The sequence below is a fragment of the Pseudomonas sp. Tav-5-1A genome (assembly GCF_055755055.1).
The window spans coordinates 2,703,854-2,723,990 of record NZ_CM146901.1; the positions used below are offsets into that span (position 1 = coordinate 2,703,854).

The 20,137-nt window shown below is 65.4% G+C and carries 19 protein-coding genes; 9 read left to right on the top strand and 10 right to left on the bottom strand.

Going from position 1 to position 20,137, the window contains the following annotated elements:
- Positions 1–37: 37 nt before the first annotated feature.
- Positions 38–919, bottom strand: a complete 882-nt coding sequence (locus AC0J42_RS12415; protein WP_416423847.1) for a LysR substrate-binding domain-containing protein — start codon at positions 917–919, stop codon at positions 38–40.
- A 116-nt stretch (positions 920–1,035) separates the two neighbouring features.
- On the opposite strand from AC0J42_RS12415, the gene AC0J42_RS12420 reads away from it, so the two are divergent.
- Complete coding sequence (locus AC0J42_RS12420) at positions 1,036–2,526, top strand: UbiD family decarboxylase (RefSeq protein ID WP_473006355.1); 1,491 nt, start codon at positions 1,036–1,038, stop codon at positions 2,524–2,526.
- Positions 2,523–3,143, top strand: a complete 621-nt coding sequence (locus tag AC0J42_RS12425) for a UbiX family flavin prenyltransferase (RefSeq protein WP_473006356.1) — start codon at positions 2,523–2,525, stop codon at positions 3,141–3,143. Before AC0J42_RS12420 ends, AC0J42_RS12425 begins: the two co-directional genes overlap by 4 nt.
- Before the next feature lie 7 nt (positions 3,144–3,150).
- Here AC0J42_RS12425 and AC0J42_RS12430 read toward each other — a convergent pair whose 3' ends face one another.
- On the bottom strand, positions 3,151–4,719 hold the full coding sequence (locus AC0J42_RS12430; protein ID WP_473006357.1) for a GMC family oxidoreductase: 1,569 nt from the start codon (positions 4,717–4,719) through the stop codon (positions 3,151–3,153).
- A 12-nt stretch (positions 4,720–4,731) separates the two neighbouring features.
- The gene (locus AC0J42_RS12435; protein ID WP_416423851.1) at positions 4,732–5,292 is read right to left on the bottom strand and encodes a twin-arginine translocation signal domain-containing protein; all 561 of its coding nucleotides are present in this window, start codon (positions 5,290–5,292) and stop codon (positions 4,732–4,734) included.
- Positions 5,293–5,464: 172 nt separating this feature from the next.
- Between AC0J42_RS12435 and gloA the strand changes: the two genes are divergently transcribed.
- Positions 5,465–5,992 (top strand): lactoylglutathione lyase, encoded by a 528-nt coding sequence (gene gloA / locus AC0J42_RS12440; RefSeq protein ID WP_473006358.1) that lies wholly within the window; start codon positions 5,465–5,467, stop codon positions 5,990–5,992.
- Between the two features lie 67 nt (positions 5,993–6,059).
- Here gloA and glsB read toward each other — a convergent pair whose 3' ends face one another.
- Entirely contained in the window at positions 6,060–6,968 is a 909-nt protein-coding gene (gene glsB / locus AC0J42_RS12445; protein WP_473006359.1) for a glutaminase B, read from the bottom strand.
- A gap of 271 nt (positions 6,969–7,239) precedes the next feature.
- Here glsB and AC0J42_RS12450 point away from each other — a divergent pair, with 271 nt between their 5' ends.
- The 4 genes from AC0J42_RS12450 (at position 7,240) to AC0J42_RS12465 (ending at position 11,675) form a co-directional block, all read left to right on the top strand.
- Complete coding sequence (locus AC0J42_RS12450; protein WP_473006360.1) at positions 7,240–9,567, top strand: T6SS phospholipase effector Tle1-like catalytic domain-containing protein; 2,328 nt, start codon at positions 7,240–7,242, stop codon at positions 9,565–9,567.
- A gap of 64 nt (positions 9,568–9,631) precedes the next feature.
- Complete coding sequence (locus AC0J42_RS12455; protein WP_473006849.1) at positions 9,632–10,120, top strand: DUF3304 domain-containing protein; 489 nt, start codon at positions 9,632–9,634, stop codon at positions 10,118–10,120.
- A 274-nt stretch (positions 10,121–10,394) separates the two neighbouring features.
- Complete coding sequence (locus tag AC0J42_RS12460) at positions 10,395–10,871, top strand: DUF3304 domain-containing protein (RefSeq protein WP_473006850.1); 477 nt, start codon at positions 10,395–10,397, stop codon at positions 10,869–10,871.
- Between the two features lie 120 nt (positions 10,872–10,991).
- On the top strand, positions 10,992–11,675 hold the full coding sequence (locus tag AC0J42_RS12465) for a GNAT family N-acetyltransferase (protein ID WP_416423854.1): 684 nt from the start codon (positions 10,992–10,994) through the stop codon (positions 11,673–11,675).
- Here AC0J42_RS12465 and AC0J42_RS12470 read toward each other — a convergent pair.
- Together AC0J42_RS12470 and AC0J42_RS12475 are read right to left on the bottom strand one after the other, a co-directional pair.
- Positions 11,672–12,946: a glucarate dehydratase family protein gene (locus AC0J42_RS12470; RefSeq protein ID WP_473006361.1), complete on the bottom strand. Its 1,275-nt coding sequence runs from the start codon at positions 12,944–12,946 to the stop codon at positions 11,672–11,674. The genes AC0J42_RS12465 and AC0J42_RS12470 overlap by 4 nt on opposite strands.
- A gap of 31 nt (positions 12,947–12,977) precedes the next feature.
- Positions 12,978–14,300, bottom strand: coding sequence for an MFS transporter (locus tag AC0J42_RS12475; protein WP_473006363.1), 1,323 nt, complete (start codon positions 14,298–14,300; stop codon positions 12,978–12,980).
- 104 nt (positions 14,301–14,404) lie between these two features.
- Here AC0J42_RS12475 and AC0J42_RS12480 point away from each other — a divergent pair, with 104 nt between their 5' ends.
- Complete coding sequence (locus tag AC0J42_RS12480; protein WP_416423857.1) at positions 14,405–15,295, top strand: LysR family transcriptional regulator; 891 nt, start codon at positions 14,405–14,407, stop codon at positions 15,293–15,295.
- 33 nt (positions 15,296–15,328) lie between these two features.
- On the opposite strand, the gene AC0J42_RS12485 is transcribed toward AC0J42_RS12480, so the two are convergent.
- The 4 genes from AC0J42_RS12485 to AC0J42_RS12500 form a co-directional block, all read right to left on the bottom strand.
- A complete protein-coding gene (locus AC0J42_RS12485) occupies positions 15,329–16,525 on the bottom strand; it encodes a hypothetical protein (RefSeq protein WP_473006364.1) in 1,197 nt (398 codons plus the stop codon).
- The gene (locus AC0J42_RS12490; RefSeq protein WP_473006365.1) at positions 16,525–17,151 is read right to left on the bottom strand and encodes a hypothetical protein; all 627 of its coding nucleotides are present in this window, start codon (positions 17,149–17,151) and stop codon (positions 16,525–16,527) included. Before AC0J42_RS12490 ends, AC0J42_RS12485 begins: the two co-directional genes overlap by 1 nt.
- A 92-nt stretch (positions 17,152–17,243) precedes the next feature.
- Positions 17,244–18,443, bottom strand: a complete 1,200-nt coding sequence (locus tag AC0J42_RS12495; RefSeq protein WP_473006366.1) for an MFS transporter — start codon at positions 18,441–18,443, stop codon at positions 17,244–17,246.
- A gap of 230 nt (positions 18,444–18,673) precedes the next feature.
- A complete protein-coding gene (locus AC0J42_RS12500; RefSeq protein WP_473006367.1) occupies positions 18,674–19,513 on the bottom strand; it encodes a LysR family transcriptional regulator in 840 nt (279 codons plus the stop codon).
- 94 nt (positions 19,514–19,607) lie between these two features.
- Here AC0J42_RS12500 and AC0J42_RS12505 point away from each other — a divergent pair, with 94 nt between their 5' ends.
- On the top strand, positions 19,608–20,117 hold the full coding sequence (locus tag AC0J42_RS12505) for a thioredoxin family protein (protein ID WP_473006368.1): 510 nt from the start codon (positions 19,608–19,610) through the stop codon (positions 20,115–20,117).
- Positions 20,118–20,137: the final 20 nt, after the last annotated feature.

A 20,137-nucleotide genomic window follows, 5' to 3' on the forward strand; every position in this document is an offset into this window, starting at 1 on the left:
GGCCAGCGGGGGGCCGGGACGCTGCCTGCGGCAGCTGCTACAGGAGGTCCAGGAAGCGCTGGATGGCGGGGGTGATGCGGTCTTCGTTCCATACGTACCACAGCTCCGCGTAGGCGCCTTCATCGGTCAGCGGCCGGAAGCTCACCGTGGGCATCGCCAAGCTGGCAATCGACGCCGGCACGATGCCATAGCCCATGCCCGCCGCCACCAGCCCGAGAATGCTCGCCACTTCCGGCACCCGCCAGGCCACGTTCAACTGCACGCCGGCGCGCTGGGCCAGGGTGTGGGCGATCTGCAGGATAGCCAGGCTGGAGGGGTCGTCGAAGCTGATCATCGGCTCGGGCGCCAGGTCAGTGATGCTCACCGCGGCCTGCGCCAGCAGCGGGTTGTCGTTGGGCAGGGCGACGATCAGCGGCCGCCGCGAGCCCACGCGCTTGTGCTGGCGCGGCCCCAGCTCAACGCCCGGCGCACGCACCACGGCGATGTCCAACTCGCCACGCTGCAGGGCGGCCAGCTGGTCCTCGATGCGCTGCTCATGCAGGGCCAGGCGCACGCCGGGGTACTGGCTGCGCAGGCGCTTGAGCAGTGACGGGAACTCGGGCTCGAACATCGCCGAGCCCACATACCCCAGGTGAATCGAGCCCAGCTCGCCACGGGCGGTGCGCTGGGCCACCTCGCTGGCCTGCTCGTGCATGGCCAGCAGGCGCTGCACCTCCAGGCGGTAGGCGGCACCGGCCACGGTCAGCTCGATGCCGCGCTTGCGGCGCAGGAACAGCTGCACCGCCAGCTCGGTTTCGAGTTTCTTGATCTGCTGGCTCAGGGCCGGCTGGGCGATGCCCAGGCGCTCGGCGGATTTGCCGATGTGCAGGGTTTCACACACGTCGAGGAAGTAGGCGAGGCGGCGCAGGGAAGTCGTCATGGCTGGATTATAAGTTTTTTCTTATCAATAACACACCTTCCAGTGGATGGATCATCCATTCATTCGGGTTCATTGTGGTTGCACCTTACGTGTACAGCCAAAGAGGCGAAGAACCCATGCCCAAGCCACCGATCAACGACCTGCGCAGCGCGCTCGCCCGCCTGCAAGACCACCCCGGCCAGCTGCTGGAAACCGACCACCCGGTAAACCCTCACGCGCAACTGGCCGGCGTCTACCGCCGCATCGGCGCGGGCGGCACGGTGAAGCGCCCGACCCAGCTGGGCCCGGCGATGATCTTCAACAACATTGAAGGTTACCCCCATTCCCGCGTGCTGGTGGGCCTGATGGCCAGCCGCGAACGCGTCGGCCTGCTGCTGGACAGCGCCCCGGAAAAACTCGCCGAACGCATGGGCGAGGCGGTGCGCAACCCCGTCGACCCGGTGATGGTCGACCACGCCGACGCGCCGTGCCAGGAAATCGTCTTCCACGCCGACGACCCCGACTTCGATATCCGCACCTTGCTGCCGGCCCCCACCAACACCGAGGAGGACGCCGGGCCGTTCTTCTGCCTGGGCCTGGTGCTGGGCAGCGACCCCGAGCATGGCCACACCGACGTCACCATCCACCGCCTGTGCGTGCAGGACCGTGACAAATTGACGATTTTCTTCGCCCCCGACCGCCACATCGACCATTTCCGCCAGAAGGCCGAGGCCGCCGGCAAGCCGCTGCCCATCACCATCAACATGGGCCTGGACCCGGCCATCCCGATCGGCGCCTGTTTCGAAGCACCGACCACGCCACTGGGCTACGACGAGCTGAAGATTGCCGGTGGCCTGCGCGGCACCGGCGTGGAACTGGTGGACGCGGTGACCGTGAACCAGAAGTCCATCGCCCGCGCCGAGATTGTCATCGAGGGCGAGATCCTGCCCCATGAGCGCATGCGCGAAGACATCAACACCAACACCGGCCACGCCATGCCCGAGTTTCCCGGCTACAACGGCCCGGCCAACCCGGCGCTGCCGATCATCCGCGTGACTGCCGTGACCATGCGCCGCGAGGCCATCCTGCAGACCCTGGTGGGCCCGGGCGAAGAGCACACCAACCTGGCCGGCATTCCCACCGAGGCCAGCATTCGCAACGCCGTCGACCTGGCCATGCCCGGCTTCCTGGTCAATGTGTACGCGCACACCGCTGGTGGCGGCAAGTTCCTGGCGATTTTGCAGGTGGCCAAGCGCAAGGCCGGCGACGAAGGCCGCCAGCGCCAGGCGGCGATCATTGCCCTGGGCGTGTACCGCGAGTTGAAAAACGTGATCCTGGTGGACGAGGACGTCGACCCCTTCGACTCCAACGACGTGCTGTGGGCCATGCAGACCCGCTACCAGGGCGACATGGACACGCTGTTCCTGCCCGGCGTGCCCGGCCACGTGCTGGACCCCTCCCAAGGCCCGGAATACAACCCGGCGCTGCTGGTGCGCGGCAACACCTGCAAGACCATCTTCGACTGCACCGCGCCGTTCCACCTGCGTGAGCATTTCACCCGCGCCGAGTTCGTCGACGTCGACCCGCACCCCTACGCCCCAGAACTGTTTCCCCGGAGGCCAGCATGAGCACTAAACGCCAACGCCTCGTGGTGGGTATCAGCGGCGCCACCGGCATCATCTACGGCATCCGTGCCCTGCAGATGCTCAAGGCCCTGGACGTGGAGAGCCACCTGGTGGTGTCCAAGGCCGCCGAGATGACCCGCTCCTACGAGACCGACCTCAGCCGCGAGCAGCTGTATGCCCTGGCCGACCACGTGCACCCCATCGCCGACGTCGGCGCCAGCATCGCCAGCGGTTCGTTCCGCACCCTGGGCATGCTGGTGGCGCCGTGCTCGGTGCGCACCCTGGCCGAAATCGCCAGCGGCGTGACCACCACGCTGCTGACCCGCGCCGCCGACGTGGTGCTCAAGGAGCGCCGGCGCCTGGTGCTGATGGTGCGCGAGGCGCCGCTGCACGCCGGGCACCTGCGCAACATGCTGGCCGTGAGCGACCTGGGCGGGGTGATCCACCCGCCGGTGCCGGCGTTCTACACCCACCCCACGAGCCTTGCCGACATCGTCGACCACACCGTGGCACGGGCGCTGGACAGCTTCGGCCTGGAGGTGGAGGACATGCCGCGCTGGGGCGAGAACATCGACGTGGCACCGGCCGCGCGCAAGTACGCGGCGGCCGTGGGCCACTGACTGACGGTCAGACGCGCTGGTCCTTCATGGCCTGGGCAATGTAGTCCGCCTGGCGAATCGCCAGGGTGGCGATGGTCAGCGTCGGGTTCTCGGCCGCGCTGGTGGTGAACTGGCTGCCGTCGCTGATGAACAGGTTGGCGATTTCATGGCTCTGGCCGAAGCCGTTGCACACGCCGTCCTCGGGCTTGGCGCTCATGCGGCAGGTGCCCAGGTTGTGGGTGGAGGGGTAGGGCGGCACGCGGTGGGTCTTCAGCGCGCCCACCGCCGTATACAGCGCCTGGCCCTGGGTGTAGGCGTGCTCGCGCATGGCCAGGTCGTTGGGGTGGTCGTCGTAGTGGACGTTGGCCACCGGCATGCCGAACTGGTCCTTGACCTGGTCGTTGACGGTGACGCGGTTGCTCTCGCGCGGCATGTCCTCGCCCACGATCCACAGGCCGGCCAGGTGCGTGTACTGCTCCATCACCCGGGTGAAATCCGGGCCCCAGGCGCCGGGGTTGAAGAAGGCGCCGAGGAACGACGGGCCCAGGGAGATCGTCTCCATCTCGTAGCCGCCGACGAAGCCGCGGTCGGGCTTAAACTTCACTTCGTCGCTGATGATGCCGGCCATGATGGTGCCGCGGTAGAAGTGCACCGGGTCGCTGAATTCGGCGAACACCGAGCCGGTGGTATGGCGCATGTAGTGCTTGCCGACCATGCCGGCGCCGTTGCCCAGGCCGTTGGCAAACCGGCCGCTGTGGGAGTTGAGCAGCAGCCGCGGGGTCTCGATGGCGTTGCCGGCCACCGCCACCAGTCGCGCCTTCTGCCGTTGCAGCTGGCCGGTGGCGTCGGCGTAGACCACGGCGTTCACCAGGCCCTGGTCGTTGTGTTCGATGTGCACCACTTGTGATGAAGGGCGCAGGTCGAGCTTGCCGGTGGCCTCGGCGGCGGGGATTTCGGTGTACAGCGTCGACCACTTCGCGCCCATCTTGCAGCCCTGGAAGCAGAAGCCCAGTTGCTGGCACGAGGCGCGGTTGGCGCGTGGGCGGCTGTTGATGGCCATGTGGCCGGTGGAGCACTCGGTGTAGCCCATCTTCTGCGCGCCGTTGTACAGCACCTTGAAGTTGTTGTTGCCGGGCAGGCCGGGGATGTCGTTGGTGCGGGTCACGCCCATCTTGTCCTCGGCGCGGGCGTAGTAGGGCTCAAGTTCGGCCAGGGTCACCGGCCAGTCCAGCAGGTTGGCGTCCTGGATCGCGCCGTAGGTCTGCAGCGCGTGGAATTCGTGTTCCTGCAGGCGCAGGCTGGCGCCGGCCCAGTGGGTGGTGGTGCCGCCCACGGTCTTGCAGATCCAGGCGGGCAGGTTGGGAAAGTCCTTGGCCACCCGCCAGGTGCCGGAGGTGGTGCGCGTGTCGCCCCACGCCAGCTGCGAGAACGATGGCCATTCGTCGTTGATGAAGGTGCCCGGGCTCTGCCGCGCGCCGGCTTCGAGCAGCACCACCTTGATGCCTTTCTGGCACAGTTCGTTGGCCAGGGTGCCGCCGCCGGCACCCGAGCCGATGACGACCACGACCGAGTCGTCGTCATGGTTGAAGTTGGTCATGGGCGTGCTTCCTCAGGAGAACGGATCGGGGCTGGCCGAGGCGGGTGGGGCGGGTAGCCAGGACAGGTCATTGAACCCGCGCATCAGGTAGCCGCCCTTGGGAAAGGACGCGCCTTCGTAGCCGAAGTGCAGGTAGGCCAGTTCGTTGCTGTACAGGCTATTGACCGCGTTGCCGCGCACCAGGGCAAAGAACGGCGTGTCCTGGATGTCCTGGAGGATGGCGAACTGGCGTGCCGCGTCGAGCTTGCGCCAGTCGCCGCCGGCCTTCTGGTCGAGGGTGGCGATGCCTTGCCTGAGGGTGTCGGCGACGCCGGGGTCGGTGCTGGCCTTCTGGTCCAGGGCCTGCACCGGGAAGGCGTAGACCGCGTCTTCCATGGTGTCGTGGGGGTAGATGCGGCGGATCATCAGGAGCAGCTTGTCGCCGCTGTCGCTGTCCAGGGTGGTCATGGGCAGGGCCCAGCTCTGGCTGGGGGCCATCAGGGCAATGGGACCGCTGGCGAACAGCAGCGTGCCCAATAGCACGCCGCCGCTGCCCTGAAGAAACCGGCGACGATCGAGTGTCAGGTTACTCATGGCGAAGTCCTTCTTATTGTTGTTGTCACGCAACCCATAGTAGTAACGCCAGCGGGGGGCGGGTAATAGGCGCCTACTACGTTGGAATAAGCTTAGACCCGTAGTAGGCGCCTATTACCCGGCTGTGGCGCGGCAGTTCTAGACTGGGCCACCTCACTTGAGTGCCCCTGCCATGTCCTTCATCAGCGAAAACCAGCCAGGCGTGTGCCTGGAGCCCGATGCCGAAACCCAAGCCTACGTGTTCAACCACAGCATGATCCGGGTCAAGGACCCGTGCCGCTCGCTGGACTTCTACACCCGCGTGCTGGGCATGCGCCTGCTGCGCCAGGTGGACTTCCCCGAGGCGAGGTTTTCGCTGCTGTTCCTGGCCATGACGGCGGGCGAGGACGTGCCGGACGAGCGCGGCGCCCGCCAGGTGTATACCTTCGGCCGCCAGTCGGTGCTGGAGCTGACCCACAACTGGGGCACCGAGAGCGACGACTCGCAGTACCACAACGGCAACAAGGACCCGCGCGGGTTTGGCCACATCTGCTTCAGCGTGCCGGATATCGAGGCAGCCTGCGCGCGCTTCGAGCGGCTGCAGGTGCCGTTCGTCAAGCGCCTGGACAAAGGCATGAAGCACGTGGCGTTCATCAGCGACCCGGACGAGTACTGGATCGAGATTGTGCAGGCGGATTTGTTGGCTGACTTGGGGCAGTGAGGGGAGGGGACGCGGCCTTTGGCCGCTGCTACGCGGGTTCGTAGCAGCGGCCAAAGGCCGCGTCGGGCTAAAACACCGACCAGTTGATCCGTTCGCTCAACAGCTCAAGCGCCTTCATCCCCGCCAGCGAATTGCCCGCCGCGTTCAGCTCCGGCGACCACACGCACACGGTGAACTGCCCCGGCACCACGGCGATAATGCCGCCGCCCACGCCACTCTTGCCCGGCAGCCCGACGCGGTAGGCGAAGTTGCCGGCCTCGTCGTACAGGCCGCTGGTGGCCATGATCGAATTCACCTGCTTGCTCTGCCGCGCCGTCAGGATCTGCTCGCCGCTGTGCTTGCAGAAGCCCTCGTTGGCGAGGAAACAGAAGGCCTTGGCCAGGTCCACGCAATTCATCTGCAGCGCGCAGTGGCTGAAGTAGCTGCGCAGCACCGCCTCCACCTCGTTGTGGAAATTGCCGAACGACTGCATCAGGTACGCCATGGCCGCGTTGCGCGAGCGATGCTGGTACTCCGACTCCGCCACCTTGCCGTCCACCAGCACATGGGGGTTGCCGGACAGCCGCCGGACGAAATCACGCATCGACAGCGCCGGTGCGGCAAAGCGCGACTGGTTGATGTCGCAGATCACCAACGCCCCGGCATTGATGAACGGATTGCGCGGCCGCCCACGCTCGAACTCCAACTGCACCAGCGAATTGAACGGCTGCCCTGACGGCTCATGCCCCAGCCGCTCCCAGATCGCCTCCCCGGAATGCCCGATGGCCTGCACCAGGCTGAACACCTTGGAAATACTCTGCACCGAAAACGGCGTGTACGCATCGCCGGCGCTGTGCAGGCTGCCGTCGTTGCCATACACGGCAATGCCCAATTGATTCGCCGGCACCTCGGCCAGTGCGGGAATGTAATCGGCGACCTTGCCCTGGCCGATCAGGGGGCGGACTTCGTCGAGGATCTGGTTGAGGAGCGTTTGCATGGGGGGCCTTGTTGTTGGAATGCCGGTGACTAGACGCCGTTTCCCGGCGCGGCATCACACCGTAGCAGCGGCCGCGAGGCCGCGTCACTGGCGCTTTAGATCGTGGGGCCTTGGACGCAGCCTGGCGGCAGCTGCTACGGGGCTTTCGGGTTTTCGGAAAATGCGCGGGGATGATCGGATGTGTCCTACATCTTTCTTGTTTTGCAATCCCTAGAGTTCGGGTTCAACCGCGCCGCATGCCCGGCGCCTGGAACATGACAAGGGGGAATTGATGACATCTCACGGCCCTGATTACAGCAGCGATGCTCCACGTTCAACGACCAGCGCCACGGAAATATCCGGAACAGGGCATTCCCCTGTCTGGTATCCGCCACAGTTTCCGGAAGCGGGGCGGCTGCCACGGCAGGCGGGGCAAGTGGCCCGAAACATTCATCGTCAAGAGAGCATGGAAAGGGACTACCAGGATGCCCTGTCCATTGCCGCAAACTATCGCGTGACGCCACCTTGCTGCAAAACCCTGCACATCAGCCTGTGCTTCGACGGCACTGGCAATAACCTGAATAACGACTTGCTGCAGTCGGAAGTCCCCCACCCGACCAACATCGCTCGGCTTTTTCGCGCTTGCATTGGGGATGGCATTGCGGGTGGAACAACACATCAAGGTGATAAGGCTCGCGGGCTTATTGACAATGCGGGGGTCGGGCTGGGTTCGTACTTCAAATATTACATGCCGGGGGTAGGCACGCCGTTTCCGGAAATGGGTGATCTTGATTACAGCACCGCCGGGTTGGCCAGTGCCTGGTTCGGCGAAGAACGCGTCAACTGGGGGTTGTTGATGATCATCGACGCCATCCGTCGAACCCTAGACCAGCCGCCGCTAGCCACCGAAGTGTTGTCGGCAGCCGTCAAGTCCATGGGGACCTGGCCGGGATTCGAGGGAGTGAGCGGCCAACGCCACCGCTTGGCCGAGTTCACCAAACAACTTAGCGCCATAGAGGCCCCACTGCGTTATGCAGTGCTGCAACCCACGCCAGGGGTTTGCAAGTTGTTGGGTATCAAGCTTTACGTGTATGGCTTTTCTCGAGGGGCGGCCGCAGCGCGCGCGTTTGTCAGTTGGTTGGACGAATTAATGCGCTCGCGTCCGACCCTGTCATTTGGCGATCTGGAAATACCCATCACCGTAGAGTATCTGGGGATTCTCGACACGGTAGCCTCAGTGGGTATAGCCGACATAGTGCCTGGCGCGCGCGGCCACATGGGGTGGGCTGACGGCAACCAGCAGTTGCCAGCCAGTGGCTTGGTCAAGCGCTGTCTGCATTTGGTGGCGGCTCATGAACAACGGGTGAGTTTTCCACTTGAGTCGATTCGTCGGCAGACTGGGGATTATCCGCCTAATTGCATTGAGGTGATTTATCCCGGGGTGCATTCGGATTTAGGGGGTGGGTATTTGCCGGGCGATCAGGGGAAGGGGGGCGGGCGAAGCGATGGCTCCCTAGTGTCGCAAATTGCACTACATGATTTGTATGCGGATGCCTTTGCACATGGCGCACCTTTGAAAGTAGAGAAGCGGGCATTGGGTGCGGGTCTCCACAATGAGCATTGGCGAGTTTTGGAAGATAACGTGGTTCTGGCCCTCGACATAGACCCTACTCTGGTTAGCCGCTTCAACGCATGGCGCCAGGTGACAGTGGGGCTGGCTTCCAACCTGACCCACCAGACCGACGTAATGAAGGAGCAATTTGAGCCGATTCTCGCCGACACTTCTCTCGAGCGTGCCTTGCGCGTTCAACTAGCCTGGATCACCGCCTGGAGGATTGATCGATACGCCTTCACCAGTCTGATAAATACATCTTTTTATAAACAAGCAACCGACAGCCACAGTGATCCGCTCAGTTACAACCTGGCAAAAAAACAGCGAGATGATCGCCAGGTTGTAATCGAGGATCAGCGTAAGCTGCAGGTGTCGCTCCACCGGCCTGGAAGTGATAGAAGACCGTTTCAGCCAGGCATCCCGACCTTCGATCCGGACCTGGCGCGCACACAGCTGCGCGAAGCTGCCGAAGAGTTCGCCAAGGCTTACCGCAATGACCGTTTGATGGCGGCAGCACTCAACCGCCTGGTACCAGCCTACGGCCCTCCCGCGTTTGTCGCCCGCATCATCACGGCCAATGTGTATGCCGAGGCGCTGCACATGAAGGCATCTGGCAGGGAAAAGGTCAGTCGCTTGTTTCCGCCCTTTGCAGGCTATCGTAACCATGTCGACGAGAACATTCGTGGCGAGGTCGATGAGTATCGCAATGCGAGCATGCCCGAAGGGCTGTTGCGAGACTTGTTCGACGATCAGGTACATGACTCTCGTGCCTGGTTTCTCCATTCGTTCGGCCGCGAGCCAATGGGCAGCTATTTCCGCGAACGCATGGTGTTCTTTGGTACAGCCAGCCGCAGGGAAGTGGCGATTCACGGCGAAATCGACACATCCGGCATGGCATATTTTCCCCGGGACCCAGAACATATCGCGAGGGCCCAGCAGGCGATTAATGCCAGATGGGCTGCCTTTCACGCCCAACTGGAGGACGAGGCAGCCGATGATTTGGCGTGAGGGTAGCTGCCAATCTCGTCACAAATGGACAGCTTCCATCAAAACGTGGTGCACCACTTTGCTGATGGGGATCGTCGCTGGCCCGGTTTCCGCCAATGTAATCGTTGGCATAAATCACACTCATCGGGGCATAGAGCAATTTAGTGTGGACGGGCGTTCGGCCATCGATAGCATTGGCCCCTATCAAGGCGGGGGCGGGGCTTGTTGTTTTAGGACCGCTGCTCGCTGGCAACCCGGAATGACTGTACGGATAGACTGGGAAACCGGTGCCAGCGGGGTCAGCAAGCTGGCTGACGAGTTTCCCGGTTTTGCGGATGAAGCCAAATACGACGCATGGCTCGACAAGGTCCAGGCGCAAAAACGCCGACATAGCAAGATTGTCTCGGTACCTGACTATACCAACCAGCAAACCTGCGGAATCACTGTTCACTTTCTCCCTTGCGATGACGTGCAAGTCACTACCTCATGCCATGTATACGGCAGCCCCGGCTACCCCATAAAAGCGCCACTTCGCTCACCGAACCCCCCGTCATGTCCCCATAAGGAGCACTAAACCTGTAGCAGCGGCCACCAGGCCGCGTCCCAGGCGCCGCAAATCCTGTGGCCTTGGACGCAGCCTCTCGGCAGCTGCTACGGGGCTTTCGGGTTTTCGGAAAAAGCGTGGTTAGGGTCGGATATGTCCTACATCTTTTCTGTTTTGAAGTCCTTAGAGTCCGGGATCAACCGCGCCGCATGCCTGGCGCTTGGAACACGACAAGGGGGAATTGATGACCTATCGCGGCCCTGATTACAGCATCGATGTCAGAATGCTTTTCGTCGCTTTGCTGATGGGGGTTGCTGCTGGCCCGGTTTCGGCCAACGTAATCGTAGGTATCAATCACACAGGGCAGGCCATCAACTACTTCAGCGTCGATGGTCGGTCGGCAGCGGATATTATTGGACCTTACCGCAGCGGAGGCGGTGGTTGCTGCTACGCAGTACCAGCAATTTGGCATCCGGATATGGGTGTACGCATAGAGTGGCAGACAGGTAGTGCCTACTCCGAGGATTTTCCGGGGTTCGCCGACCGTCCCAAGTTTTTTGCATGGAAGGAGAAGGTCGAGGCTCAGACGCGTAGCCTTGACAAGTGGGTGTCAGTGGCGGACTACACCAACCAGCAAACCTGCGGAATCACTGTTCACTTTCTCCCCTGCGATGACGTGCAAGTCACCACCTCATGCCATGCATACGGCAGCCCCGGCTACCCCATAAAAGCGCCACTTCGCTCACCGAACCCCCCGTCATGTCCCCAAAAAGAGCACTAAACCTGTAGCAGCGGCCACCAGGCCGCGTCCCAGGCGCCGCAAATCGTGGGGGTTGGGACGCAGCCTGGCGGCAGCTGCTACGGTACAATGCTGAACGTTCAATCAGAGCAGCTGCCTTCAATGCCCAGTATCACCCTGTTCCAAACCCCACCCCCCGAGTCGTTCCAGGCGCAGATCCAGCAGCTGGTGATCGACAACCTCACCGCCATCAGCCAGGTGGCGCTGCCGGCCGGTAATGCGCTGTACCCGCTGTACCAGTACGGCGTGGGTTATGAGGTGTATCAGTACCTGCAGGCCATGGACGGTTCGCGCGGTTTTGCGGTGGAGGTGGTGGCGGCGCTGGATGACGAGGACCCGTCGCAGCTGCTGGGCTTTGCCCTGTACCTGCCGCTGAGCGGCGACGCCGAGGCGTGTTCGCTGTTGTTCCTGGCGGTGAAGGACGGGCATCGGCGCCAGGGCATTGCCAGGGCCATGGTGCAGAAGGTGCTGGCGCGCTACCCCCATGCGGAGCTGGGCTGCGTGGTGAGCCAGGTGGCGTGCGGGCAGGCGCTGGGGTTCCAGGTGATCGGCACGCGCGGCTCGCAGGTGTTGATGAACACCCGCGACCACGCCTCCCAAGGGCTGACGCCGGTGCTGGACACCGCGCCCATCTACCGCTCGGTGGAGGTGCGGCAGATTCATGCCTACCTGTTGAAGCAACATGGCGAGCCGGCCATGGTCAACGCCGAGAAGCAGCGCGACCGGCACCTTGACGCCCTGGCGCGCGAGGCGCAGGCGTTCGTCAAGGTGCACCTGGGCCTTTAGAAACGCGGCTTCACCGTCTTCCAATCCGGTTTGTAGCGTTGCATCTGGCGCACGTCGTCGCGCTGGCGGATGCCGCAGCTCAGGTACTGGTCGTGCAGCTTGCCCAGCTGGTCGTGGTCCAGCTCCAGGCCCAGGCCGGGGGCGCGGGTAATGCTCACGCAGCCGTCGACGATGGGCAGCTTGCCGCCCTTGATCACTTCCTCGTCCGGCTCTTGCCAGGGGTAGTGGGTGTCGCAGGCGTAGTCCAGGTTGGGCACGGCCGCGGCCACGTGGGCCATGGCCATCAGGCTGATGCCCAGGTGCGAGTTGGAGTGCATGGACACGCCCAGGCCGAACACCTGGCACATCTTCGCCAGCGTCTGGGTGTCACGCAGGCCGCCCCAATAGTGGTGGTCGGCGAGCACGATCTGCACGCTGTTCAGCGCCACGCTGCGGCGGAACTCGTCGAAGTCGGTGACCACCATGTTGGTCGCCAGCGGCAGGCCGGTGCGCTTGTGCAGCGCGCTCATGCCGTCCAGGCCGGGGCAGGGGTCTTCGTAGTACTGCAGGTCGTCGCCCAGCAGTTCGGCCATGCGGACGGCGGTCTCCAGCGACCAGTTGCCGTTGGGGTCGATGCGCAGCGGGTAGCCGGGGAAGGCCTTTTTCAGTGCCTTGATGCAGGCCACCTCGTGCTCGGGCGGCAGGGTGCCGGCCTTGAGCTTGATGCTCTTGAAGCCATAGGCCTCGATCATGCGCGCGGCCTGGGCGACGATCTGTTCCTCGTTCAGCGCCTCGCCCCAGTTGTCGGGCTTGTAGGGTGAGTCAATGTGCTGGGCGTATTTGAAGAACAGGTAGGCGCTGAACGGCACCTTGTCGCGCAGGGCGCCGCCCAGCAGGTCCACCAACGGCACGTTGAGGGCGTGCGCCTGCAGGTCGAGGCAGGCCACCTCGAACGCGGAGTAGGCGTTGCTCACTGCCTTGCTGGCATGGGAGCCGGGCGCCAGTTCGGCGCCGGCCAGGGCGCTGGTGCGGTTGGCCGCCACCGTGGCCTCGACGATCTGCCGCAGGCGGTTGAGGTTGAACGGGTCCAGGCCGATCAGCTGGCTCTGCAGCTGCTGCTGGATGGCCAGCGCCGGGGCGTCGCCGTAGCTTTCCCCCAGGCCGATGTAGCCGTTGTCGCTCTCGATCTCGATGATCGAGCGCAAGGCGAAGGGTTCGTGGATGCCGCTGGCGTTGAGCAACGGCGGGTCGCGGAAAGCAATGGGGGTGACGGTGACGCGCTTGATTTTCAAAAGTAATGCTCCTGAAGGCAGGCTCGACGAATTAGGCGATGACAACGGTGGCCTTGCGCGGCTTGGGCGCGCGCGGGGCCGGGGTGCTGCGGGCGAAGAAGATCACCACCGCAGCCACCAGCGAGGTGGCGGCCAGGCCATACAGGCCGCCCTCGATGCTGCCGGTGGTCTGTTCAAGGAAGCCGAAGGTGGCCGGCGCGACGAAGCCGCCCAGGTTGCCGATGGAATTGATCAGGGCAATCACCGCGGCGGCGATGCGCGCGTCCAGGTAGCCCTGGGGAATGGGCCAGAACAGCGCCGAGGCAGCCTTGAAGCCGATGGCGGCGAAGCAGATGGACACGAAGGCGAACACCGGCCCGCCGACCGTTGACATAAACATGCCCAGCGCCGCTACCACTAACGTCACGGCCACCCAGGCCTGCTGGTGCTTCCACTTCGCGGCCACGGCGGCGAAGCCGTACATGGCGACGATGGAGATCAGCCAGGGCACCGAGTTGAACAGGCCCACCTCGAAGTCCGCCAGGTTGCCCATTTGCTTGATCATGCTCGGCAGCCAGAAGGTGGCACCGTAGATGGTCAGGGCGATGGAGAAGTAGATGAAGCAGAACAGCGCGATCTGCCGGTCGGCCAGCAGCTTGAACATCGACGGCTTGACCACGTGCTGGGCCTCGCGGGCGCGCTGTTCCTCGGCCAGGCAGCTTTCCAGCGCCTGCTTTTCAGCCTCGTTGAGCCAGCGCGCCTCCCGTGGGTGCGACTGCAGCCAACACCACACGAACCCGCACAGCACCAGCGAGGCGCCGCCCTCGATCAGGAACATCCACTGCCAGGCGTGCAGGCTCAGGGCGTTGATGCTCAGCAGCGCGCCGGACACCGGCCCGGAGATCACCGAGGCGATGGCCGAACCGCTGAGGAACACCGCCATGGCCTTGCCGCGTTCGGCGGCCGGCAACCATTGGGTGAAGTAGTAGATGATGCCCGGGAAGAACCCGGCTTCGGCGGCGCCCAGCACGAAGCGCAACACGTAGAAGCTGGTTTCGCCGCGCACGAAGGCCATGGCCATGGCGGCGGCGCCCCAGGTGAACATGATGCGGGTGAGCCAGGCGCGGGCGCCGAAGCGCTGCAGCAGGATGTTCGACGGCACCTCGAACAGGGCGTAGCCGATGAAGAACAACCCGGCGCCCAGGCCATAGGCGGCCGCGCCGATGCCCAGGTCGGCTTCCATGTGGCTGCGCACGAAGCCGATGTTGACGCGGTCGATGTAGTTGACGATGAACATCACCACGAACAGCGGCAGCACATGGCGCTTGACCTTGGCCGCGGCCTGTTCCAGCACGCTGGGGTTGAGGGTTTTCAAGGGCGACTCCCGGTATTGTTTTTGTGGGGACAGGCCGATGATGGACGGGTACATTGTTCCCGTCTAATCTAACCTGGCTGTTGATTGATACCTGGATTGAATCAATGTTCGAACTGACCCAGCTGCGCTGCTTCACCACCGTGGCCACCGAGCTGAATTTCCGCCGCGCCGCCGAGCGCCTGAACATGACCCAGCCGCCGTTGAGCCGGCAGATCCAGCTGCTGGAGCACCACCTGGGCGTCGAGCTGTTCACCCGCAGCACCCGCAGCGTGGCGCTGACGGCGGCGGGGCGGGCGTTCTTCGTCGAGGCGCAGAACCTGCTGGAGCGCGCCCAGCAGGCGGCGGTGGCGGCGCGGCGGTTTGCCGAGGGCGACATTGGCGCGGTGGCCATCAGCTTCGTCGGCAGCGCCGTGTACGAGTTTTTGCCCAAGGTGATCGCCGAGGCGCGGCTGAAGCAGCCCCACGTCAAAATCGACCTGGCAGAGATGAACACCTACACCCAGCACGAGGCGTTGCGCGCCCGGCGCATCGACCTGGGCATCGCCCGCGCGCCGTTGCTGGAACCGGGCTACGCCACCGAATGCCTGGTGCGCGAACCCTTCGTGCTGGCGGTGCCGCGCGGCCATGCGCTGGCGTCGAGCGAAGAGGTCAAGGTCAGCGACCTGGATGGCCAGCCGTTCCTGATGTACTCCCATGCCGCCTACCCGCCGTTCAACGAACTGCTTACCGGCATGTTGCGTTCGGCGCGGGTGGCGCCCGACTACGTGCAGTGGCTGGGCTCGTCGCTGACCATCCTGGCGCTGGTGAACGCTGGCCTGGGCCTGGCGCTGGTGCCGCGCTGCGCCACCAGCGTGGTGTTCAAGAACGTGGTGTTCCGCGACATCGACCTGGGGGAGGGGGTACAGAGCGAGCTGCACCTGATCTGGCGCGAGGATAACGACAACCCGGCGTTCGCGATGCTGCTGGAGGGTATTCGCAACGCCACCATCACGTAGTCACGCCCCCGGTAGCCGCTGGCCCCGCACCTGTCATTTGCCTGCGTCGAAGGCCCGGTCGAAGCGCTCGCGGAAGATCCCGCCCCACTGTTTCAGCCCGTCGATAAAGGCCAGTTTCTCGGGATAACGCGAGACGTTGCCCGCGCGCCAGTTCGAATTGCCTGGCAGTTCGGCCGGGTCGGACGCAATGCCCTCGCGCTCCGGGTTGAACCAGTAGCTGGCCTCCAGCAGCCCCCAGGGCTCGGCCCTGATGAACTCCACTTGCACGTAGTCCTGCGCGTAGCCCACGTGGCTGGCAGCAAGGGTGGCGGCGCCGGTGCGCATCAGCATGCTCATGGGCACGGCAGCGTCGTGCCAGTGCTGCAGCGGTGGGGTGAACACGTGGCTCAGGCGCCAGCAGCTCTGGTGGTCTGCCGAGGAGGCTGGCTCCAGTTCCTGGGAATAGACGGAGGGGCCGTGCAAGGCGTCGCAGCCCTTGCCGTGAAAGCTCAGTAGTTGCGTGCGGTTGCGCAGGCTGGTCACCTGCACGGCGGCCATCAGCCTCCCGTGTTCGATTTGCCCCAGCAGGTAGTGCTTGCCCACGGCGTTGCCCTCACGGGCGTCGCCGCCAGCCAGCGTGAGCCACTGGCCGGGTGGCAGGGGCAGCTCGAAGCCGTCCATGGCGAAGCTGTTGGTGAACGGCCGCGTCGAGGGCATGGCGACGACCGGCGGCTCGGCCGTGGTGAAAATAGCCATGTTGCCGGGGGCGGCGGTGCTGCCACCCGGCGGGGTATAGGTCACTACCTCCGCCATGGGTGGCAGGTTCATTACCGCTTGCGGCCGGTACAGTGGCCCGAAGGTGATGAACAGCGCGGTCAGCGCCAGCGTGCCCAGCACGCTGGCCCGCCACCATGGCGCGCGGGCCCACAGCGAGGCCACCGGGGGCGCCGTCGGGGTGCCGGTAAAACGATTCAACAGGCTGACCAGCCAGTGGCCATCGGCGGGCCACGCCTGCCGGCGGCGCTGGCGCTCATGGAAGATGCCAACGAAGGTCAGCAACCAGCCCGCCCGTACCAGCCCCAGCAGCAACCAGGCGCCGCGGTGCACCACGCCGGCCATGGCCACGCCGAGGCGTTGCAGCGTGGGATCGACGCCAGGCAGCTTCAGCCACAGCGGCAGGGCAAACATCAGTGCCGTCGCCAACGCGGCGACAGGGGCCAGGGAGAGAGCCCACTCACGGAATGCGCGCATCATTGCACCTTGACGGTAAAGGACAGCCGTTGATTGACCGCCATCACGGGCAGCAGCACGTGGTGGGGCCCCGAGCCGAACCCCAGGGTGATGCCGCCGCCGGGGCCTTCGCGCACGCCGTACACGACAACCTGGCCGTCGCTGGCCACGGGAATGGCGAAGGTCTGCGGCTGGCGCGTCAGTGACAGGGTGCGCCCATAGCCGGCGCTGAACAGCCGTACCACGTCGCCGTTGTCGCGGTCCGAGTCCCACAGGCTGACCCAGGCCAGGCGCGGCGCGGCGTGAGTGTCGGCGGGCGGGGCAGGCGTGGCGCTGGTCCACACCGACAAGTGCGTGCCCTTGGGCAGGTGCAGGGTGGCGGCCGCCTTGGGTATATCGGCCTTGTCTACCTGTTGCAACGGCAGTGGCAGGCTGGCGTTGAATGCGGATTCACGGGCTTGCCGCTCGGCAGCGCCCAGGGTGGTGGGTGGTGCGCTGCCGGTGGGCGAAAGGGAGTAGGGGGCCAACAGGCTGAAAGCCGCCAAGGCAGCGGAGACCGCCACGCTGGCCGCGATCGAGCATGCAATGACACGCCCGGCGGCCAGTTGCGCCGGGGTGGCGGGGTTCGCTTTGCGCGGTGCATCCATTCAACACCCATCCTGATCGAGCCTGCCGCTGGGGCCGCGGTTCCGCAGAATACCCGAGCGCCCTGGCGGCAGCGATAGCACCGCGCCATGTTTCATCTTGGCCGATCAGTCCGTCCCAGGCTCAGCAGGGCGGCCAGCGCCAGCGCCGCAATCAACCCGGCCAGCACACTGACGCCCACGGCCATGCCGTGCAGGTCGATCAGGTGCCCGGCCACCACCGGCAAGGCCCCGGCGGGCACGTAGCCGCCCATGTTGAACACGCCGTTGGCCTCGGCGCGGCGGTTGGCCGGCACGTGCAGGGCGATCAGGCTCAGGCCGCCCAGCTGGCCCAGGCCCTGGCCGGCGCCGGCCAGCAGGGCGGCGACGATCAGGCAGGGAATGGAGACCTGGTGCACCGCCAGCCACAGGGTGGCCATGGACAGCACGGTGGCCAGCCCGCTGAGCAGGAAAATGCGCTTCACCGCCAGCCGCTGCACCGCGAACTGCACGCCCACGCCGACCATGAACATGGCGAATGCGGTGCCGCCGGCGATCAGCGGGCTGCTGACGTGGGCGAACGCCGAGAACAGCCCCGGGCCCAGGCTGAGCACGAAAGAGGTGCAGGTGATGCCCGGGCCGAAGAACGCAATGCCGCGCAGCACATGGCCGACGCTGTCCCGTGGCACCCGGGGCAGCCGCAGTTTCAAGGCGGAAGTGGCACGGGGCTGGCGTGGCTGCGCCAGCACCACCCACAGCGCCAGGGCCAGCAAGGCCAGTTCCAGGTTGAAGACGATGGCCACCGGGTGCGCGCTGTACTGCGCCAGCACGCCCGCCAGCAGCGGCCCGGTGCCGGCGCCCAGGACCATGGCCACCGAGGCCAGCAGCGAGGCCTGGCGCTTGTGGCTGTCGGCGGCCTGGTCGACCACATTGGCCATGCCGGCGGAGACGATGATGCCCACCGCCACGCCGGTCAGCAGCCGCGCCAGCATCAGCACCGCGACGCTCTCGGCGAGCTGGAACAGCACGGCTGCGCCCATCGCCAGGCCCAGGCCCGGCAGCAGCAGGGCCTTGCGGCCAAAGTGATCGGACAGCTGCCCGGCCACGAGCAGGGTGGCCAGCAGGCCGAGGATGTAGCAGGTGAAGATCGTTGCCAGGGTGCCGGCGCCGAAGCCCAGCTGTTGCTGCCAGTGGCCGTACAGCGGGGTGGCGGCGTTGGACAGGATGAACACCGCCGTCACCACCCAGGCGGCGCGCAGCAGCGGGGCGTTGGTGGTGGCCGGGGCGGCGGTGAGGGCCGAGGGGCATGCGGACATGGGGGGAGTACCGTGCTGTGAATCGAGGGGGGCGATGCTAGTCGCGTGGTCGCACGGGTAGAACTCCCCAAGGGCGCATCTGGGGTATGCAAAAATGCACAGCCTGCGAAAGACCAGCCCCGTAGCCGCTGCCGATAGGCTGCGCTGGCCCTCATTCACACTGGAGATCTCCGGTGGCCTCCAGGGCCAGCGCAGCCTTCGGCAGCGGCTACGGTGGTGCGCGTATAGGTTCAGGCCCCCACGCACTCCACGATGAAATCCATCACCGCCCGTATCGGCGCCGCGTTGCGCACGTCTTCATGCACCGCCAGCCAGATCTCCCGCACCAGGCACGGTCCGTCGGGGTCCACCAGCACCAGGCGGTGCTCCGCCGCCATGAACGCCGGCAACGACACCACACCGGCGCCGCCGGCCGCGGCGATGGCCTGCAGGCGCAGGTCGTTGCTGGTCAGGGTGATGGGCCGGCCGTTGGCCTGTTCCAGCAGCCAGTTCTGCTGCGCCGAGCCGTCCATGCTGTCGTCGTAGCCAATAAAACTGTAGTCGCGGGTGCGCGCCAGGTAGTCGGGGCTGGCGTACAGGCGAAACTCCATCTGGCCCAGGCGCCGGGCCACCAGGGTGGGCTCGCTGGGGCGCATCAGGCTGATGGTGATGTCGGCCTCGCGGCGGGTCAGCGAGGCGCGGGCCTTGGCGCCGATCAGGCGCAGTTGCAGCAGCGGGTGGCGGCGGGTGAGTTCGCCCACGCGCGGGGCGATCAGGCTGCCGACGAAGGCCGGTGGCGACGACACCACCACTTCGCCCTGCACCTGGGCCTGTTCGCCGCCGGCGAAACGTTCCAGGGCGAACGAGGACAGGGTCATCTGCTCGCCGAACTGGCTCACGCGCTGGCCGTCCTCGGTCAGCACGTAGGCGCGCTGGCGGCGGTCGACCAGTTTCAGCTTGAGCGCGGCCTCCAGCGCGGCGATGCGCCGGGCCACGGTGGCGTGGTCGACGCGCAGCTGGCGCGCGGCGGCGGACAGCGAGCCAAGCTTGGCGAAGAGGGTGAAATAACGCAGGTCTTCCCAGTCGAACATGACAGGTTCCACAATGAACGAGGGCAGATGATAGGCCAAAACGGCGTCGCTGCCGTACACTGGGGCACTTTGCAGCATCAGGAAAACCGGTCCCATGACCCCGTACTCAGAACTCTTCCCCATCGGCCAGGGCTTCGACGCCTTCGCCGCCGCCGGCCTGCCCGCCGAACGTGCCACCGTGGCCCAGGCCCGCCAGGCGCTGGACACCGCCGGCATCAGCGAGGCGACCCTGCAGCGCCTGGCTTCCTTGAAAGGCACCTATCACCTGCTGGCCGCCGGCGAGATGTGGTGCCCGGACTGCCAGCTGAACCTGGCGGCGCTGGACTACCTGTGCCGCGTGCAGCCGCGCGTGCGCCTGGGCATCATCACCAAGGCCCGCGCCGAGCAGGCCTTGCGCGAGCGCCTGGGCCTGGAGAAGGTCTCCATTCCACTGGTGGTGGTGCTGAGCGCTGATTTTGAACAGATCGGTCTATTCGTCGAGCGGCCTCAGGCGGTGATCGACGGCGGCGAAGCGGTGCTGGCGGCCTACAAGGCCGGCCAGTGCCTGGAAGCCACCCTCACCGACGTGCTGGCGCTGCTGGAAAGCGCCGAACTCGCCGCATAGCCCGGCGGGCGGGGGATAAA

Excerpts from the sequence above, each read along its gene's own strand:
- AC0J42_RS12415 (WP_416423847.1), bottom strand. The coding sequence starts at position 919 with ATGACGACTTCCCTGCGCCGCCTCGCCTACTTCCTCGACGTGTGTGAA.
- AC0J42_RS12420 (WP_473006355.1), top strand. The coding sequence starts at position 1,036 with ATGCCCAAGCCACCGATCAACGACCTGCGCAGCGCGCTCGCCCGCCTG.
- AC0J42_RS12425 (WP_473006356.1), top strand. The coding sequence starts at position 2,523 with ATGAGCACTAAACGCCAACGCCTCGTGGTGGGTATCAGCGGCGCCACC.
- AC0J42_RS12430 (WP_473006357.1), bottom strand. The coding sequence starts at position 4,719 with ATGACCAACTTCAACCATGACGACGACTCGGTCGTGGTCGTCATCGGC.
- AC0J42_RS12435 (WP_416423851.1), bottom strand. The coding sequence starts at position 5,292 with ATGAGTAACCTGACACTCGATCGTCGCCGGTTTCTTCAGGGCAGCGGC.
- gloA (WP_473006358.1), top strand. The coding sequence starts at position 5,465 with ATGTCCTTCATCAGCGAAAACCAGCCAGGCGTGTGCCTGGAGCCCGAT.
- glsB (WP_473006359.1), bottom strand. The coding sequence starts at position 6,968 with ATGCAAACGCTCCTCAACCAGATCCTCGACGAAGTCCGCCCCCTGATC.
- AC0J42_RS12450 (WP_473006360.1), top strand. The coding sequence starts at position 7,240 with ATGACATCTCACGGCCCTGATTACAGCAGCGATGCTCCACGTTCAACG.
- AC0J42_RS12455 (WP_473006849.1), top strand. The coding sequence starts at position 9,632 with ATGGGGATCGTCGCTGGCCCGGTTTCCGCCAATGTAATCGTTGGCATA.
- AC0J42_RS12460 (WP_473006850.1), top strand. The coding sequence starts at position 10,395 with ATGGGGGTTGCTGCTGGCCCGGTTTCGGCCAACGTAATCGTAGGTATC.
- AC0J42_RS12465 (WP_416423854.1), top strand. The coding sequence starts at position 10,992 with ATGCCCAGTATCACCCTGTTCCAAACCCCACCCCCCGAGTCGTTCCAG.
- AC0J42_RS12480 (WP_416423857.1), top strand. The coding sequence starts at position 14,405 with ATGTTCGAACTGACCCAGCTGCGCTGCTTCACCACCGTGGCCACCGAG.
- AC0J42_RS12485 (WP_473006364.1), bottom strand. The coding sequence starts at position 16,525 with ATGCGCGCATTCCGTGAGTGGGCTCTCTCCCTGGCCCCTGTCGCCGCG.
- AC0J42_RS12490 (WP_473006365.1), bottom strand. The coding sequence starts at position 17,151 with ATGGATGCACCGCGCAAAGCGAACCCCGCCACCCCGGCGCAACTGGCC.
- AC0J42_RS12495 (WP_473006366.1), bottom strand. The coding sequence starts at position 18,443 with ATGTCCGCATGCCCCTCGGCCCTCACCGCCGCCCCGGCCACCACCAAC.
- AC0J42_RS12500 (WP_473006367.1), bottom strand. The coding sequence starts at position 19,513 with ATGTTCGACTGGGAAGACCTGCGTTATTTCACCCTCTTCGCCAAGCTT.
- AC0J42_RS12505 (WP_473006368.1), top strand. The coding sequence starts at position 19,608 with ATGACCCCGTACTCAGAACTCTTCCCCATCGGCCAGGGCTTCGACGCC.